The organism is Saccharopolyspora terrae (assembly GCF_004348435.1).
Lineage (GTDB): Bacteria > Actinomycetota > Actinomycetes > Mycobacteriales > Pseudonocardiaceae > Saccharopolyspora > Saccharopolyspora endophytica.
This window is the reverse complement of sequence record NZ_SMKS01000001.1, coordinates 358661-374103: the sequence shown is the minus strand read 5'-3', so window position 1 is coordinate 374103 and position 15443 is coordinate 358661. Positions and strand designations below refer to the sequence as shown.

At 69.8% G+C, this 15443-nt stretch carries 15 protein-coding genes; 8 read left to right on the top strand and 7 right to left on the bottom strand.

Going from position 1 to position 15443, the window contains the following annotated elements; all coding sequences use genetic code 11:
• The 4 genes from E1181_RS01875 to E1181_RS01860 form a co-directional block, all read left to right on the top strand.
• A partial coding sequence (locus tag E1181_RS01875) for a transglycosylase domain-containing protein (RefSeq protein WP_207921961.1) occupies positions 1–2926 on the top strand: 2926 nt, incomplete at its 5' end.
• A 79-nt stretch (positions 2927–3005) separates the two neighbouring features.
• Positions 3006–4646 (top strand): glycosyltransferase family 87 protein, encoded by a 1641-nt coding sequence (locus tag E1181_RS01870; protein WP_408008981.1) that lies wholly within the window; start codon positions 3006–3008, stop codon positions 4644–4646.
• Positions 4647–4675: 29 nt separating this feature from the next.
• A complete protein-coding gene (locus E1181_RS01865; protein WP_132672070.1) occupies positions 4676–5080 on the top strand; it encodes a hypothetical protein in 405 nt (134 codons plus the stop codon).
• 148 nt (positions 5081–5228) lie between these two features.
• On the top strand, positions 5229–5423 hold the full coding sequence (locus E1181_RS01860) for a PspC domain-containing protein (RefSeq protein ID WP_165943932.1): 195 nt from the start codon (positions 5229–5231) through the stop codon (positions 5421–5423).
• On the opposite strand, the gene E1181_RS01855 is transcribed toward E1181_RS01860, so the two are convergent.
• The 3 genes from E1181_RS01855 to E1181_RS01845 are packed head-to-tail and all read right to left on the bottom strand — an operon-like array spanning position 5387 to position 7767.
• The gene (locus E1181_RS01855) at positions 5387–5617 is read right to left on the bottom strand and encodes a hypothetical protein (protein ID WP_132672069.1); all 231 of its coding nucleotides are present in this window, start codon (positions 5615–5617) and stop codon (positions 5387–5389) included. The genes E1181_RS01860 and E1181_RS01855 overlap by 37 nt on opposite strands.
• A gap of 30 nt (positions 5618–5647) precedes the next feature.
• Positions 5648–7072: a M20/M25/M40 family metallo-hydrolase gene (locus E1181_RS01850; protein WP_132672068.1), complete on the bottom strand. Its 1425-nt coding sequence runs from the start codon at positions 7070–7072 to the stop codon at positions 5648–5650.
• A 56-nt stretch (positions 7073–7128) separates the two neighbouring features.
• The gene (locus E1181_RS01845) at positions 7129–7767 is read right to left on the bottom strand and encodes a GOLPH3/VPS74 family protein (RefSeq protein ID WP_132672067.1); all 639 of its coding nucleotides are present in this window, start codon (positions 7765–7767) and stop codon (positions 7129–7131) included.
• A 458-nt stretch (positions 7768–8225) separates the two neighbouring features.
• Here E1181_RS01845 and pdhA point away from each other — a divergent pair, with 458 nt between their 5' ends.
• The 3 genes from pdhA to E1181_RS01830 are packed head-to-tail and all read left to right on the top strand — an operon-like array spanning position 8226 to position 11840.
• A complete protein-coding gene (pdhA, locus tag E1181_RS01840) occupies positions 8226–9467 on the top strand; it encodes a pyruvate dehydrogenase (acetyl-transferring) E1 component subunit alpha (protein WP_207921959.1) in 1242 nt (413 codons plus the stop codon).
• Positions 9467–10483 carry an alpha-ketoacid dehydrogenase subunit beta gene (locus tag E1181_RS01835; RefSeq protein WP_132672065.1) on the top strand — a complete coding sequence of 339 codons (1017 nt, stop codon included), beginning with the start codon at positions 9467–9469 and terminating at the stop codon, positions 10481–10483. Before pdhA ends, E1181_RS01835 begins: the two co-directional genes overlap by 1 nt.
• A gap of 13 nt (positions 10484–10496) precedes the next feature.
• Positions 10497–11840 carry a dihydrolipoamide acetyltransferase family protein gene (locus E1181_RS01830; protein WP_132672064.1) on the top strand — a complete coding sequence of 448 codons (1344 nt, stop codon included), beginning with the start codon at positions 10497–10499 and terminating at the stop codon, positions 11838–11840.
• 43 nt (positions 11841–11883) lie between these two features.
• Here the strand turns inward: E1181_RS01830 and E1181_RS01825 are convergent, their stop codons facing one another.
• From E1181_RS01825 to E1181_RS01815, 3 genes are all read right to left on the bottom strand, one after another.
• A complete protein-coding gene (locus tag E1181_RS01825; RefSeq protein ID WP_132672063.1) occupies positions 11884–12354 on the bottom strand; it encodes a pyridoxamine 5'-phosphate oxidase family protein in 471 nt (156 codons plus the stop codon).
• Positions 12355–12456: 102 nt separating this feature from the next.
• Positions 12457–12738 (bottom strand): hypothetical protein, encoded by a 282-nt coding sequence (locus tag E1181_RS01820; RefSeq protein ID WP_207918846.1) that lies wholly within the window; start codon positions 12736–12738, stop codon positions 12457–12459.
• Positions 12739–13199: 461 nt separating this feature from the next.
• Positions 13200–13754 (bottom strand): SCP2 sterol-binding domain-containing protein, encoded by a 555-nt coding sequence (locus E1181_RS01815; RefSeq protein ID WP_132672062.1) that lies wholly within the window; start codon positions 13752–13754, stop codon positions 13200–13202.
• A gap of 119 nt (positions 13755–13873) precedes the next feature.
• Here E1181_RS01815 and E1181_RS01810 point away from each other — a divergent pair, with 119 nt between their 5' ends.
• Positions 13874–14551: a TetR/AcrR family transcriptional regulator gene (locus E1181_RS01810; protein ID WP_132672061.1), complete on the top strand. Its 678-nt coding sequence runs from the start codon at positions 13874–13876 to the stop codon at positions 14549–14551.
• Between the two features lie 51 nt (positions 14552–14602).
• Here E1181_RS01810 and E1181_RS01805 read toward each other — a convergent pair whose 3' ends face one another.
• Complete coding sequence (locus E1181_RS01805; protein WP_132672060.1) at positions 14603–15439, bottom strand: MaoC/PaaZ C-terminal domain-containing protein; 837 nt, start codon at positions 15437–15439, stop codon at positions 14603–14605.
• Positions 15440–15443: the final 4 nt, after the last annotated feature.

The following is a 15443-nucleotide window of genomic DNA, read 5'->3' as shown; positions in this document are numbered from 1 at the left end:
GAACCCCGGCCAGCCCGGTGGTCAAGCAGGACCACCGCAGCGGCCGGCGGGCGGACCCCCGCCGCCCCCGCCCGGTGGGCAGGCGTGGCCGGGAGAGCAGCCCCGTGGTCGCCCCGGAGTCGGTGGGCAGCAGCCGCCGCCCCCGCCGGGACGCCCCGGCGGTCAGCAGCCGCAGTGGCCCGGGGCCGAGGCCCCGGCGGAGACGACCGGTGCGTGGACGCCGTCCTTCGACGACGACTCCGCGCCGGGTTCGAGCCCGTCGCCGCTGACCAGCAGGTTAAACGGGGAGGACGACGCGACGAGCTACTCGCCGTCGCCGCCGCCTCCTCCCCCGGGCCGTCCTGGCCAGCCGCCGGCGGGGCAGCAGCCCCCCGCCGGTCGGCCCGCTCCGCCGCCAGGTGAGGCGCCGACGCAGAACCTCCCGCAGACCCCGAGCGCCGACCGGGGTGCTGCCGGAGCGGCCGGAGCCGGCGGTGCCGCCGCCGGAGCGGCCGGTGCTGCTGCCGGTGCCGCCGGTGCGGGTGCTGCCGCGGGTGCCGCTTCGGCGGGTGCCGGTGTCACCCGTGAGCCGAACCTGCTGACGCACTCCGACCAGGCGACGTACAACTACTACGCCGACGACTTCGACGACGACCCCTACGGCGACGACGATCGGTTCGGCGACCAGCAGAGCGGCGGTGCCGCTGACGTCGGCAGCGCCGGTTTCCCCGGCAGGGACGACGACGAGGATCCAGACGACGACATGAGTGCCGCCCAAGCCAAGCGCGCCGTCCTGTGGCGGCGCATCCGCAGGGCCTGCTACGTGGGCGCGGCCGCAGCGGTGATCATCCCGACGCTGGTGTTCATCTACGGCTACCTGTTCTGGGAAGCGCCGGACGAGCAGAAGCTGCTGAACATGAAGCAGCCGATCACCATCACCTACGCGGACGACTCGCCGCTGGCGACGGTGAGCTCGGACGGTTCCCGCGAGGTCGTCCGCGACCTCAACCAGGTGTCCAAGCCGCTGCGGGACGCGACGATCTCGGCCGAGGACGCGAGCTTCTACACCAACCCCGGCTTCGACTTCCAGGGCATCGCCCGGTCGGTGTTCTTCATGTTCACCGGCTCCGGCGTCGGTGGTGGTTCGACGATCACCCAGCAGTTCATCAAGCTCGACCTCGAGCTGAACAAGTCGGATCCCGACTACGTCCGCAAGGTCAAGGAGATCGTGCTGGCGTTCAAGATCACCAACGAGCGCAGCAAGGACGACATCCTCCTGTCGTACCTCAACACCGCCTACTACGGCCGAGGCGCCAACGGCATCACCGCGGCGGCCAACGCCTACTTCGGCAAGAAGCCCAGCGAGATCACCCCGGCCGAGGCCTCGGTGCTGGCGGGCATGGTGCAGCGCCCGAAGGGCAACGACCCGCGCGAGGACCTGGAGCAGGCCACCACGCGGTTCAACTACGTGCTCGACCAGATGGTCAAGAACGGCTACCTGCCCGCCGGCGAGCGCGAGGGCCTGCAGCTGCCGGAGACCCGCGGTCAGAACGACTGGCGGATCGACCGGCGGCTGACCCCGGACCAGTTCAAGATCAAGGACCAGGTGCTCCGGGAGCTCGAAGAGGCCGGCTACGACGAGGACACGCTGGCCCGCGAGGGTTTCAAGATCAAGACGACGATCGACCCGAAGGCCCAGAAGGCGGCGGTCGAGGCCGCCACCACCCAGGCCGAGAACACGCTGCCGGACAACATCAAGACCTCGCTCGTGGCGGTCGAGCCCAAGACCGGTGAGGTCAAGGCGTACTACGGCGGCGGCGGTGACGTCGGTGGCTACGACTGGGCGGTCGCGCCCACCGAGCCCGGTTCGTCGTTCAAGCCGTTCGCGGTGCTGGCGGGTCTGCACAAGGGCCTGGGCATCGGCGAGTTCTACGACGGCAGCAGCCCGCAGACCATCGCGGGAACCGAGTTCGCCAACGCCCCGAACGTCGCCTGCGACGTGCCGACCCACTGCGGTGTCCGCGAGGCCATGACGAAGTCGGTGAACACCGTGTTCGTCAACATGGCGTCCCGGCTCGGGCCGCCGGCCATCGCCGACGCCGCGCACGCGGCCGGCGTCCCGACGGAGTACAAGTCGGGCAAGGGCTCGACGAAGACCCTGCAGAACGCCGACGGTCAGACCCAGTCCGGTATCGCGCTGGGCATGTACCCGGTGAAGCCGATCGACATGGCCAACGCGTACGCGACGCTGGCGAACCAGGGCAAGTCGCACACCCCGCACCTGGTCAGGGAGATCACGCCGCGCGAGGGACCGTCGATCAAGATCCACAACGAGCCGGTCAAGACGCTCTACGACGAGTCGGAGTCGGAGGCCGCGAAGCTGGCCTACAACACGATCGCGTCGATGTTCGACGTCGCCGACCACGCCAAGCGGGGTCTTGAGGGCAACCGGCCGGTGATGTCCAAGACCGGTACGCACCAGTACCTGGACACCAAGGACAACGCCACCGCGTGGATGATCGGTGCGACTCCGCAGCTGTCCACCTCGGTGTCGATGCTGGCCAGCGAGAACGGCCGCAACGTCCCGCTGGAGGACAACTCGGGCACCAGCTTCTACGGCGGCAAGTACCCGGCGATGGTGTGGCAGCAGTTCATGAACAGCTACCACAAGGGCCTCAAGGTGGAGCAGTTCAAGAAGACCGACACCATCGGTCAGTTCCAGGACATCCCGCTGCCGCCGCCCCCGACCTCGTCGGAGCCGCCGTCGACGTCGGCGCCGCCGCCCACGATGCCGAGCGACTCGCAGGACCAGGACCCGACCACCAGCCGGGAGCAGCCCGGTGACGGTCAGGACTGCGGTGGCTTCTTCGAGCCGCCGTGCGAGTCCGAGACGAGCAGCCCCGGTGAACCCGGTGACGTCGCACCTACGCGGCGGTTCGGCGAATAGCCGGAGCTGAGCAGAGGAAGGGCACCCGTCGACCCGGCGGGTGCCCTTCCTGCTTTTCGGGGCCAAGTAGCATCCGGGCGTGTCCACCAACGAATCCGCCGATCGGGAAACAGCGGCGTCCTCGGGGAACGTGCTCGCGGCAGCGGTGGACAGTTCGTCCCTCTCACCGGCGGATCGGGTCCCGCCGACCTGGACCGAGTCCTTCCCGCGCAAGGTCAGCCGGCTCGTCGGCGGCCCGCTCGGGAGGCACGCGCAGGTCGGGCGGCAGTGGTTCTGGACGCCGCTGCGGGTGATCCTGCTGCTCGCGGTGCTGACGCTGGCCGCGGCGTGGCTGTTCAAAGCGCCCTGCCAGGTCACCTACGACACCAGCAGCGGTCCGCAGCTGGACTGGCGGAACAGCAAGCAGTACGTCGCCATGTGCTACACCGACATCATCCCGCGCTACGGCGTGGGAGATCTCGCGCCGGACAACGCCTTTCCGTACAAGACCGGCTGGGTGGAGAACGAGGGCACGCCGAACGAGCAGGTCCGCTACATGGAATACCCGGTGCTGACGGGCCTTTTCCAGTGGATCAACGCCCGCACCGCCGACGGTTGGGCGACGCTGGCCGGTTTCGGCTGGCTCCCGGGTGGACTCACCAGCGTCCTGTACTTCAACATCACCGCGCTGTGGCTGGCGGCGGCCTGGCTGGTGACCATCTGGGCGCTGGTCCTGCTGGCCCGCCGCCGCGTCTGGGACGTCGCGCTGGCCGCCGTGTCACCGCTGGTCTTCGCGCACGCCTTCACCAACTTCGACGCCCTGGCCGCAGCATTGGGAACCGCCGGTCTGCTGGCCTGGGCGAGGCGACGACCCGTGCTGGCGGGGGTGCTGATCGGCATCGGCGGCGCCACCAAGCTCTACCCGCTGTTCTTCCTCGGACCGCTGCTGATCCTGGCCTGGCGAGCCGGGAAGCTGCCCGACGCGGCGCGCGCGGTGCTGGCCGCCGCGCTGGCGTGGCTGGCGGTGAACGTCCCGATCCTGCTGGCCTACCCGGACGGTTGGGGCGAGTTCTTCCGGCTGAACAGCCAACGGCCCGCCGACCCGGACTCGCTGTACAACGTGCTGATGCACTTCACCGGGTGGGGCGGTTTCGACGGGCAGCTGCCCGCGGGCGCGACGCCGGTGGTGCTCAACGCGGTCAGCCTCGGGCTGTTCCTGCTGGCCTGCCTGGCGATCGGTTGGCTCGCGCTGGCCGCGCCGACCCGGCCGCGCGTGGCCCAGCTGTGCTTCCTGGTGCTGGCGGCGTTCCTGCTGACCAACAAGGTGTGGAGCCCGCAGTACTCGCTGTGGCTGGTTCCGCTCGCGGTGCTGGCGATTCCGCGCTGGCGGCTGCTGCTGACCTGGATGGTCGTCGACGCCGCCGTGTGGGCGCCGCGCATGTACTACTACCTGGGCACGGCCAACAAGGGACTGCCGGAGGGCTGGTTCCTGGGCGCGGTGCTGATCCGGGACGCGATGGTCGTGCTGCTGTGCGTGCTGATCGTCCGCGAGATCCTCGACCCGGCCCGCGACAAGGTGCGCACCGCGCTGACCGTCCGGGGCGAGCACCCCGGCGGCATCGACGACCCGTGCGGCGGTCTGCTCGACGGCTCCCGGGACCGGTTCGTGTTACCCGGTGTCGCCCGTTGGGGGCAGCGAAGTCTCGCTGCGGCCCGGGGAGCTCTAGCTTCGAAGCGCTGATCCGCTCGTCTCGTGGAGGTGCTTCTCAGATGTCAGGTCGCATGCTGACCGTCGTTCTCGCCGCAGTCGCGGTGGCCATCCCCGCTGCGGCCACGGCCGCGTCGGCCGCGCCACCGGCCCCGGTCCAGGTCCAGCTCGGTGAGGTCAAGTGCCAGGACATGTCGGCCGTGGTCGCCGCGATGCCGATGCTCGCGCCCGCGTTCCCCGACGCGGCCCACACCCCTGTCGTCGAGTACCGCATCACCGCCGCGCCGGACGCACCGATGACGCCCTACGAGGTCAAGGCCAACGGCAAGACCAAGGGCTCCGGTTCGGTCGGGGCCAAGGGCCTGGTCATCTCCAGCACCTCGCTGCCCAACAACACCACCACCAAGCTCGAGGTCACCTCGGGCGAGAAGGTCCTGGCGACCCGCACCTACACCCCCGCCTGCTGAACGGACCAGCGCTGATCGTCGCGGCCCCCGGGGCTCCCGAGGGCCGCGACGGCGTTCGCGGTGCCGGGGGCGGCCACGGGGTCGGGTCCGGGGTCGGTCAGGGCTCGTCCCTGAGGTTTCACGGGCGCGCGCAACGCATTCTGAGTGCATGACGACCTACCAGAAGATGTCCCTGTCCCGTCCGAAGGACCAGGCGATGATCGCCGGGGTCTGCGCCGGCCTGGCGCGGCGCTTCGACATGAAGCCGACGACCGTCCGGATCCTCTTCCTGCTCTCCTGCCTGCTCCCGGGCCCGCAGTTCGTGGCCTACATCGTGCTCTGGGTGCTCATCCCGAAGTCCTGACACCACGCGGTCAACGCCGTGGTCAGGACCAGCAGCAGCACCGCCGTGAGGGCGGCCTGCACGAGCACCGCAGGGGGTGCGGTGTCGGCGCCGAGGGCGAACAGCAGTGGGAGCGCGAGGGGAACCCACTTCGCCAGCAGCGCCACCGTCAGCAGGACCACCGCTGCGACCAGGGTGTATCCAGGGACGAGCACGGCCCGCTGGCGCCCAGGACGCCGACGACCTCACCGGGTCGCGTGGGCGTCGAGGACGTAGGCGATGGCGCTGGTGATCTTGGCGGCGAAGGCGAGGTCGAGGCTCTCGTCGGGGACGTGGGCGTTGCTGTCCGGGCCGAGGGCGCCGGTGACCACGAACTGCGCCTCCGGGTAGGCCTCGTGCAGCAATCCCATGAACGGGATCGAGCCGCCCAGGCCCATGGTCCGCCAGCTCGCGCCGAAGATCTCCTCACCAGCGGTGTCCAGCGCGCCGGACAGCCACGGCGCCGGGTCGGGCGCGTTCCACCCCAGGCCCGCTTCGGAGTGCCCGAAGCTGACGCGGGCGCCGTAGGGCACCTCCTCCGACAGCCGCCGCTGCACCGCGGCCAGCGCGGCCTCGGGGTCGGCGGTCGGCGGCAGCCGGAAGCTCAGCTGCAGCGTCGTCGACGGGCGCAGGACGTTGCCCGCGTCGGCGGGCTTGGGCAGCCCGTCCGCGCCGATCACCGACAGGGTCGGCCGCCAGGCGTTGTTCAGCGCCAGCTCCACCTCGTCGTCGGTGACCGGCCGCATGCCCTCCGGCCACGGCACGGAGTCGGTGACCATGCCGGGCACGGCCTCGATGGCCGCGCGGGTTTCGGCGATCCGGTTCTCCGGGATGGACACGTTGAGCTCGGGCAGCAGGATCTCGCCGGTGGCGGAGTCCTCGATGCGGTCGAGCAGCTGCCGCATGATCCGGAACGAGCTGGGCACGATGCCGCTGGCGATGCCGGAGTGCAGCCCGGAGTCGAGCACCTGCACCTCGACCTCCAGCTGGACCATGCCGCGCAGCGAGTTCGTCAGCCACATCCGCTGGTAGTCGGCCGCACCGGAGTCCAGGCACACCACCAGCGACACGGCGCCGAGCCGGTCCCGCAGGTGTTCCAGGTAGGCGGGCAGGTCGGGGCTGCCGGACTCCTCGCCGGTCTCCAGCAGCACGACGCAGCGCGCGTGCGAGCCGCCGTTCGCGCGGACCGCCTCGATCGCGGTGACCGCCGCGTACCCGGCGTAGCCGTCGTCGGCGGCACCCCGGCCGAAGAGCTTGCCGTCGCGCACCACCGGGGTCCACGGGCCCAGGCCCTCCGACCAGCCGCCGAGCGGGGGCTGCTTGTCGAGGTGGCCGTAGAGCAGCACGGACTCGTCCGGCGCGTCGGCCGATCCGGGGACGTCCACCAGCAGCAGCGGGGTCCGTCCGGGCAGCCGGACGACGTCGATCTCGGCGCCGTCGATGCCGCGGCCGTCGATCCACGCCCGCACGTGCTCGATGGCGGCGTCGAGGTGTCCGGTGTTCTCCCAGTCGGCGTCGAACGACGGCGACACCGCGGGAATCCTCACCAGCTCGGACAGACTCGGCAGAATCGCTTCGTCCCACGCCTGGTCAACGGTCTTGGAAACAGCTGCTCGATCCACGAGCGCGATCCTATTCCCGATGTGGGCGGTTGTCCGGACCTCCTGGGCCGAGTGGCGGAATGCCGTCAGTTCGTCGCTGCTCCGGCCGCGACGGTGGTGGTCACGGCGAGGACGGCCGTCGTCTCGGCGATCACGTCGCGGACGGCGCCGCCGAGCTGCTCGCCCTTGCTGATCTCCTTGAGCCGCTTGCGCTCGGCCCGGTCCAGGCCCAAGACCACGTGCAGCCCGGTGGCGTGCACCAGCGCGGCCAGCAGCGCGAGGCGGTCGTCGAGCTCGATCTCGTTGCGCGCGGCGCCTCGGATGCGGGAAATGAGCGCGTCCCGCGAGCCCGGGTCGGGGGTGAAGCCGTCGTACTTGATGAGCAGCATCGACTTGCGCTCGTGGCGCATCAGACCGCGTTCGGCGAGCGCTTCGGCGTGCTGCTTGCGGGCCGAGGTCCGGCTCTGGATGTAGGTCGTCGCCGGCACCGGCTTGTTCTTGGGCCCGGCCTTGCGGGCCACCAGCGCGAGGGCGTCGTCGATCCAGCCGGTGCCGATGGGCTCGGCGTCGAGCACGGTCAGCTTCTTCTTCTCCAACCGGACGCGGTCGGTCAGCACCAGCTCGCCCAGCTCGGCGGCGCCGGTGTAGTCGGAGGTCGAGTAGTAGGAGCCGTTGGGCTTGTGCAGCAGCAGCACGAACTCCTCGGGCAGGCTCAGCGCGGTCATGCCAGGAGTCTGGCAGCGATCAGGCCGCGGAGGCGGTCCTCGGCGGGAGCTCGTGACGTTTGTCAGTTCAACTCGTGCACTGGTCCGTTCGGGGGCGGTGTCACCGGGGTGGGGGTTGTCGTATTTGCGCAAGCTGAGACGCGGCCTCCCCAATATCGGTACCGCAATGGTCCGTAACTCGTTAGTCGGTCCTCCATTAATTCGATGACCTGCGAATTCGTTCCGTCCACAGAAGAACTACCGTGATCTCACGGGAGTTGATCGCTCGCCGCTGTACCGATCCACTCCCTGTGGCAGGGCTCACGGACAACGCGGTTTTCGTGCCAGGATGACGAGGAGCGATCCACCGCTCCGCTCGGCCGGCCGGGTGACCCACCAGGTCAACGGCAGGTCGTCGGAGCAAGCCGGTCTCCACCGCCACAAGCGGTGGCCGTCGGCGCGACACGAGGAGATCACACATGTCCCCCGAGCAATGGACGTCCTCTTCAGGCAATCCACCCGCGAAGCGCACCGACCTCCCTGCCGCAACCGCAGCCAAGCCCACACGGGAGCAGGTGATCGCCGGTTTGCGCGCGACGAGTGAAGGAGGGGCTGACCTCGTTCAGCTCCTCACACCAGAAGGCCAGCGGGTTTCGCACCCGGACTTCGACATCGACATCTCCCCCGAGCAGCTGCGCGACCTGTACCGCGACATGGTGCTGGTCCGACGCGCCGACCGGGAAGGCAACGCCTTGCAGCGCCAGGGCCAGCTGGGCATCTGGGTGCCGCTGCTGGGCCAGGAGGCCGCCCAGATCGGGGCTGGCCGGGCGATGAAACCGCAGGACATGGCGTTCCCGAGCTATCGGGAGCACGGTGTTGCCTGGACCCGCGGCATCGACCCCACCGAGCTGCTGGGCATCTTCCGCGGCACCGACCACGGCAGCTGGGACCCCACGAGCACCGGGTTCCACCTGTACACGATCGTCATCGGCAACCAGTGCCTCAACGCCACCGGTTACGCCATGGGTCAGCGCTTCGACGGCAAGGTCGGCGATCCCGACGGCGAAGCCACGATGGTGTTCTTCGGCGACGGCGCCACCAGCCAGGGCGACGTGCACGAGGCCATGGTGTGGTCGGCCGTCTACGACTCACCGGTCGTCTTCTTCTGCCAGAACAACCAGTGGGCGATCTCCGAGCCCCTGGAGCGCCAGACCCGAGTACCGCTCTACCAGCGCGCCAGCGGCTACGGCTTCCCCGGCATCCGGGTGGACGGCAACGACGTGCTGGCCAGCCTCGCCGTCTCCAAGTGGGCGCTGGACGAGTGCCGCAACGGCAACGGTCCGGTGCTCATCGAGGCGTTCACCTACCGGATGGACGCCCACACCACCTCCGACGACCCGACCCGCTACCGGATGTCCGACGAGCAGGAAGCCTGGAAGCTCAAGGACCCGATCGAGCGACTCCGGGTGCACCTGATCCGCGAGCACGCCGCTGACCAGGACTTCTTCGACTCCATCGACGCCGAGGCGGACCAGCTGGCCGCGCGGTTCCGCGAGTTCTGCTTCAACATGCCCGAGCCGCCACCGGAACGGACGTTCTCGCAGGTCTACGCCGAGGAGACCCCGCAGATCGCCGCGCAGCGCGAGGACTACCTGCGCTACCTGTCCGGATTCGCCGACGAGGCTGCCAGCGGAAACGCGGTGGCGGGAGGTGTTCACTGATGGCCGCGCCCGCTCTCGAACGCCCGACCACCCCGTCGGGGACCCAGACCGTCACCATCGCCAAGGCGCTGAACATGGGGCTGCGCGCTTCGCTGGAGCGCGACCCGAAGGTGCTGATCATGGGTGAGGACGTCGGCAAGCTCGGCGGCGTCTTCCGCATCACCGACGGCCTGCAGAAGGACTTCGGCGAGCACCGGGTGCTCGACACCCCGCTGGCCGAGTCCGGGATCATCGGCACCGCGATCGGCCTGGCCATCCGCGGCTACCGGCCGGTGTGCGAGATCCAGTTCGACGGCTTCATCTTCCCCGGCTTCGACCAGATCATCAGCCAGCTCGCCAAGCTGCACTACCGCAGCCAGGGCAAGGTCAAGGTTCCGATCGTCATCCGGGTTCCCTTCGGCGGCGGCATCGGTGCCGTCGAGCACCACTCGGAGTCGCCGGAGTCGCTGTTCGCGCACATCGCCGGCCTCAAGGTCGTGTCCTGCTCGAACCCGGTGGACGCCTACTGGATGTTGCAGCAGGCCATCGAGTGCGACGACCCGGTGCTGTTCTTCGAGCCCAAGCGGCGCTACTACGAGAAGGCCGAGCTCGACACCTCCATCGATCCGCTGCCGCTGCTGAGCTCCCGCGTCGTGCGGCCCGGCTCGGCGGTGACCGTCGCGGCCTACGGCCCGATGGTGCGCACCTGCCTGGACGCGGCGACCGCCGCGGCCGAGGACGGGCTGGACCTGGAGGTCGTGGACCTGCGCGCGCTGTCCCCGCTGGACCTGGGGCCGGTGTTCGAGTCGGTGCGTCGCACCGGCCGGTTGGTGCTGGTCAGCGAGGCGCCGTCGGAGGCGTCGGTGACCTCGGAGATCGCCAGCCGGGTGCAGCAGGAGTGCTTCTACTCGCTGGAGGCCCCGGTGCTGCGGGCGACCGGGTTCGACACGCCCTACCCGCCGTCGAAGTTGGAGGAGGGCTTCCTGCCCGACCTCGACCGGGTGCTGGACGTCGTCGACCGTTCGCTGGCGTACTGAGGGGAGTTCATCGATGGCGCTCAAGAAGTTCCCGCTGCCCGACGTCGGCGAAGGGCTGACCGAGGCGGAGATCGTCGGCTGGAAGGTGCAGCCGGGCGAGAACGTCACCGTCAACCAGGTGATCGTGGAGATCGAGACGGCCAAGGCCTCGGTGGAGCTGCCCTGCCCGTGGGCGGGCACGATCCGCGACCTGCTGGTGGAGCCGGGTCAGACCGTCGAGGTCGGCACGCCGATCATCAGCATCGAGATGGCCGGTGCGGACCCCGAACCGGAACCCGAGCCGGACGAGAGCTCGGGCAAGATCGGCGAGGAGTCCAACGGCCGGATCGCCACGCTGGTCGGCTACGGTCCGCGGACCTCGGCGGCCAAGCGGCGTCCGCGCAAGGACCGGAACGCGGCCATCAACGGCACGCCGACCAACGGCACCGCGACCGCCACCGCTGTCGCACCGCCCGAACCAGCGAAACCGCAGGTCGAAGAGGTCGGTGGGTTCGTGCCGCTGGCCAAGCCGCCGGTCCGCAAGCTCGCCAAGGACCTCGGCGTCGACCTGCGCTCGCTGGCCGGGTCCGGCTCGGGTGGCGTGATCACCCGCGACGACGTCCAGTCCGCGGCGGCTCCGACCGCTGCTCCGGCCAAGCCGGCCGCCACCGCTTCCGGTGACCGCGAGCGGCGGGTGCCGATCAAGGGCGTCCGGAAGGCGACTGCGCAGGCGATGGTGGACAGCGCGTTCACCGCTCCGCACGTCACCGAGTTCCTGACCGTCGACGTCACGCCGATGATGGAGCTGCGCGAGCAGCTCAAGTCTGACCCGGCGTTCCGCGGTGTGAAGATCACGCCGCTGGCGTTCGCGGCCAAGGCCATGTGCCTGGCGGCTCGCCGGACACCGGACGTCAACGCGACCTGGGACGAGGCGGCGGGCGAGATCGTCTACAAGGACTACGTGCACCTCGGGGTCGCGGCGGCCACGCCTCGCGGGCTGGTGGTGCCCAAGGTCCGCGACGCCGACCGGATGTCGCTGCGCGAGCTCGCCGAAGCCCTGGAGCAGCTGACCAACACCGCTCGGGAGGGCAAGACGACCCCGGGGGACATGATCGGCGGCACGATCACCATCACCAACGTCGGCGTCTTCGGCGTCGACACCGGCACGCCGATCATCAACCCCGGTGAGTCCGCGATCCTCGCGTTCGGCGCGATCCGCGACATGCCGTGGGTGGTCGACGGCCAGGTGGTGCCGCGCAAGGTGTGCCAGCTGGCGCTGAGCTTCGACCACCGCGTGGTCGACGGTCAGCAGGGCTCCCAGTACCTCGCCGACGTGGGCGCGCTGCTGGCGAACCCGAGCATGGCGTTCACCTACTGAGGTGCTGCGCAGGGGCGTTCCCGGGCCAGCCCGGGGGCGCCCCTCACGTGCGCTTGAAGACCCGAACGCCCCGGTCGGGCGTCCACGAGGTGATCACCAGGTGGGTCTGGTCGTCGGAGACCTTCGTGGTGACGACCTCGGTGATCGCGCAGCGGAAGAGGTGGGCGTCGGTCTGCGGCGGCTGGACCTCGGCCACCCAAGCCGCTTGCTCGTCGCCGGTGACCTCGACGGCCACGCCGGAGATCTTGACGTCCGGTTCGGACAGCGTCCCGTCGCCGGGGTTGGTGTGGAGCGCGAAGCGCCCGTCGCGCTGCAGGTCGCGGGCCTTGCGGGCGCCGGGCATCGACCCGAACGTCAGGTCTCCCCCGTACCAGCCGGCCTCCGTGCCGCTCACGCGCGGCGAACCGTCCTCGCGCAGCGTCGCCAGCACGTGGTGCCGCATCGACTCCAGCCGTGCCCGAGCGGCCGAGGCCAGCTCAGGTGCCTGCTCAGCGAGCTCCTGCCATCCGGTCATGCCGACCAGGGTGGCAGGCGACACCGACAGAGCCGGGGCAGACGACGAACGGCCCGCACCGCATCCCCCCGGATGCGGTGCGGGCCGTTCAGCCAAGTCTGGTCAGTTCCCCTTGCGACGGCGTCCGCCGCGGCGGGATCCGGAGTTGCCGGAGCTCGAAGATCCGGAACCGGAAGCGGAGCCTGCCGACACGGCGACGGGTTCTCCCGCCTCCGCCGAGGTCTCCTGCTCGGGCTCCTGGGACTTCTGCTCGTCGTACTCGCGGAGAAAGTCGAACGCGTGCTTGTCGAAGTCGTGGATGTCGATCTCCGGCAGTTCGCCGAGCTCGTTGTTGAGCTGCTTGAAGATCGGAGTCTCCACCTCAGGGGTCGTCAACTTCTTCACCGCTTCGCCCTCCCGTTCGTCATCGAAGCGTTGGCCGAGCCGAGCTCTCCCCGCAGAGCTCGTTCGATGAGCGTTGGACCTCGCGGCCCTTCACTCACCGGTGGGACGCGTGCCGCCGCTCATCCTGACGCGGCGGCACGCGGTTCACCCAATCGGATCAGTGCCTTGCACCTGCCCACGCACATGGTGCAACAGCGATCACGATCCGGCCGGATGAATCGATCTCACACATCCGCCAGGCCGCATACTGCCCTCTACGTCATCAACAGCGGTACCCGTTGTGCAATTCCGCACCGTGTCATACGCCACTGACCTGCGGTTAACCTGGAGATCAAGTTGATCTGCTAAGAGGCAAACGCGAACGGACCGGCTCCACTTGGGGGTGGGGAGCGCGGTCCGTCCGCTTGGTGCCGGGTCGCCGTGGGGGGCTTTTCCGCCGACCCGGTGTCCGAGGGGGAGGGTCACGTCTTCGGTATCTGGAAGAGCTTGGGCAGGTTGACGGCGAACCCGATGTCGCCGGCGAGCCTGACCCGCCGCGCCATGACGAGCTTCGGGGCGGTGGTGTTGCCGGAGGTCAGCTGTAGGAAGTCCAGCGGGATCATGGTGATGGTGACGGTCGCGGAGTCGTGCTGGGAGCCCTTGGTGACCTGGCAGCGGCCGTCGGTCAGCGCGCACTCGTAGTGCAGCAGGTCGTCGCCCTTGCCGATCCGCCAGTTGACCACCGCGTGCCCGCGCTTGGCGTGTTCGGGCTGGTAGTGCTCGCTCATGCGCCGGAAGATCTCGTCGATGATGCCCTCGCGCAGCTCGGGCCTGGCGAGCACGGCGTTGAGCTGGTCGTCCGAGGCGCGCGAGATCAACCGCGCGAACTGGTCGGGGGTCAGTTCGCTGAGGTCGAGCCCGTCCTCGGCGGCGGATTCGGAGGCGGCGCGCAGCAGCTCGACCAGCTCGGCCTTGTCGATCTCACGCGGGTCGACGTGGGCGAGGGTCGCGATGGGGTCCGACGGGGATTGCGGCATCGCTGCCCACCTCCATTGCCTACCGGAGAGTAAGACTACGCACGAGTAGGTTGGCGGGCAAGGCACCAGAATTGAGTCGCTCCACTAACCTGAGGCGAATTACCAGGGTATGAGGTGAGATGGAAGATCATCGGGACAGCGAGCGCCCGCGTTCCCGGCGTTTGCCGAGGGCTGTTCGCGAGCGGCAGATCCTCGATGCCGCCGTGGAGGTGTTCGCCAAGCACGGTTTCCACAACGCGTCGATGGACGAGATCGCCGAGACCGCGAGCATCTCGAAACCGATGCTCTACGCCTACCTCGGCGCCAAGGACGAGCTGTTCGTCGCGTGCGTCCGCCGCGAGGCCGCGAAGCTGGTCGAAGCCATCGGCGCCGACATCGGGACCGGCCTGACCCCGGCCGACCAGCTCTGGCGCCGCCTGCACATGTTCTTCGAGTACGTGCACGTCAACAAGGCGGGCTGGCAGCTGCTGCACCGCCAGGGAGACGTGCCCGGCGAGCCCTACGTCCAGGAGCTCTCCGAGTGGCGGGAGCGCGCCACCGAGCTGATCGCGGCGCTGCTCGCCGAGGCCACCACCGACCAGCCGCAGCCGATGCAGTCCGAGCAGACCGAACCGTTCGCCGCGGCCCTGGTCGGTGCGGGCGAAGCGCTCGTCGAGTGGTGGTTCCAGCACCCCGAGTACACCGCCGAGGGCATGGCCATGCGCCTGATGAACATGCTCTGGCTCGGCTTCGGCGAGCTCGTCGAAGGCCGCTCCTGGTTCCCGGCCTCGCAGACCGAGCACCCCACCGGTTCCTGACCACCGCGCCCCCGCGACGGCGCTGTTCGTCGCGGGGGCGCGGTCGTCGGCTCAGCTCGTGATCGAGCCCGTGAGGTGCGGCTTCCCGGAGCGGGAGTGCAGGGCGAAGTCCCAGCCGGAGCCCGTGGGGCGCATCGTGAAGTCGGCCTTCGACGGGAGCAGCAGGGGCTTGGCGAAGTCGACGTCCACCGTGAACGCCTCGGGGATCCGGCCCTCCAGCGTCGCCAGGCAGCGGGCCTTGGACCACATGCCGTGCGCGATCGCCTTCGGGAAGCCGAAGACCTTCGCGGTCAGCGGGTGCAGGTGGATCGGGTTGCGGTCGCCGGACACCGCCGCGTACTCGCGGCCGATGTCGGCGGGCACCCGCCACGTGCCCGAGGCCGCGCCCGGCTCGATCTCCCGGCGCCGCTGCTGCGGGGCGTTCTCGTCCCGCTTGCCCACCCGCAGGTAGGTGCTGGTCTCCCACCACACGACCTCGTCGTCGACGCTGGTCTCGGTGACCACGTCGAACTGCTTGCCCTTCGGGTGCGGTCGCAGGTCGGCGACGCGGACCTTCTGCGTCAGCTCGTCGGTCACCAGCAGCGGCCGGTCCTGCTGGATCCGGTTGGCCACGTGGACCAGGCCGACCAGCGGGAACGGGAAGCCCTTGTCGGTCATCAGCTGCACCGACGCCGGGAACGACAGGATGTGCGGGTAGGTGATCGGCAGCTCGTCGCGCAGCCGGAATCCGCAGACCCGGTTGTACTCGGCGAGGTGCGCGGGATCGATGGTGATCCCGCGCCGCACGTACTCGGTGTCGGGCAGCTCGCCGCCCCGGCGGGTCGGGCCCGTCGCGGCGGCCTTGAGGTACAGCGGCCCCAGGTTCGGAGCGGTGGAAAGTTCCGGCATGTCC

Bases quoted from the DNA above. Each gene is read 5' to 3' on its own strand.
- E1181_RS01865 (WP_132672070.1), top strand. From the start codon at position 4,676: ATGTCAGGTCGCATGCTGACCGTCGTTCTCGCCGCAGTCGCGGTGGCC.
- E1181_RS01860 (WP_165943932.1), top strand. From the start codon at position 5,229: ATGACGACCTACCAGAAGATGTCCCTGTCCCGTCCGAAGGACCAGGCG.
- E1181_RS01845 (WP_132672067.1), bottom strand. From the start codon at position 7,767: ATGACCGCGCTGAGCCTGCCCGAGGAGTTCGTGCTGCTGCTGCACAAG.
- pdhA (WP_207921959.1), top strand. From the start codon at position 8,226: ATGTCCCCCGAGCAATGGACGTCCTCTTCAGGCAATCCACCCGCGAAG.
- E1181_RS01835 (WP_132672065.1), top strand. From the start codon at position 9,467: ATGGCCGCGCCCGCTCTCGAACGCCCGACCACCCCGTCGGGGACCCAG.
- E1181_RS01830 (WP_132672064.1), top strand. From the start codon at position 10,497: ATGGCGCTCAAGAAGTTCCCGCTGCCCGACGTCGGCGAAGGGCTGACC.
- E1181_RS01825 (WP_132672063.1), bottom strand. From the start codon at position 12,354: ATGACCGGATGGCAGGAGCTCGCTGAGCAGGCACCTGAGCTGGCCTCG.
- E1181_RS01815 (WP_132672062.1), bottom strand. From the start codon at position 13,754: ATGCCGCAATCCCCGTCGGACCCCATCGCGACCCTCGCCCACGTCGAC.
- E1181_RS01810 (WP_132672061.1), top strand. From the start codon at position 13,874: ATGGAAGATCATCGGGACAGCGAGCGCCCGCGTTCCCGGCGTTTGCCG.
- E1181_RS01805 (WP_132672060.1), bottom strand. From the start codon at position 15,439: ATGCCGGAACTTTCCACCGCTCCGAACCTGGGGCCGCTGTACCTCAAG.